The organism is Polaromonas sp. P1_G2 (assembly GCF_056405515.1).
This window is the reverse complement of record NZ_JBFUBY010001366.1, coordinates 1-414: the sequence shown is the minus strand read 5'-3', so window position 1 is coordinate 414 and position 414 is coordinate 1. Positions and strand designations below refer to the sequence as shown.

The window sequence follows — 414 nt, the reverse complement described above, 5'->3', positions numbered from 1 at the left end:
TCCTCGACCGTGGCAGTCATCAGGTTCATCGCCGGCGATCCCATGAAGTCGGCGACGAACATGTTGGCCGGATTGTTGTAGATTTCCGCCGGCGTGCCGGCCTGCTGCAGCACTCCGTCCTTAAGAACGGCGATCTTGGTCGCCAGCGTCATTGCCTCGATCTGGTCATGTGTCACGTAGACGATGGTCGTCTTCATGCGGTGGTGCAGGCGCTTGATCTCGGTGCGCATGTCGACACGCAGCTTGGCATCGAGGTTGGAGAGCGGCTCRTCGAACAGGAACAGTTTGGGATCGCGCACCAGAGCGCGACCCATGGCGACGCGCTGGCGCTGGCCACCGGAAAGCTGGCTCGGCTTGCGGTCGAGCAGATGGGTGATCTGCAGCACCCTGGCAACGTCGTCGATCGCCTTCTTG

At 61.7% G+C, this 414-nt stretch carries 1 protein-coding gene; it reads right to left on the bottom strand.

Annotated elements, in window-relative coordinates; all coding sequences use genetic code 11:
• A partial coding sequence (locus AC1D0P_RS30585) for an ABC transporter ATP-binding protein (RefSeq protein WP_477680164.1) occupies positions 1 to 414 on the bottom strand: 414 nt, incomplete at both ends.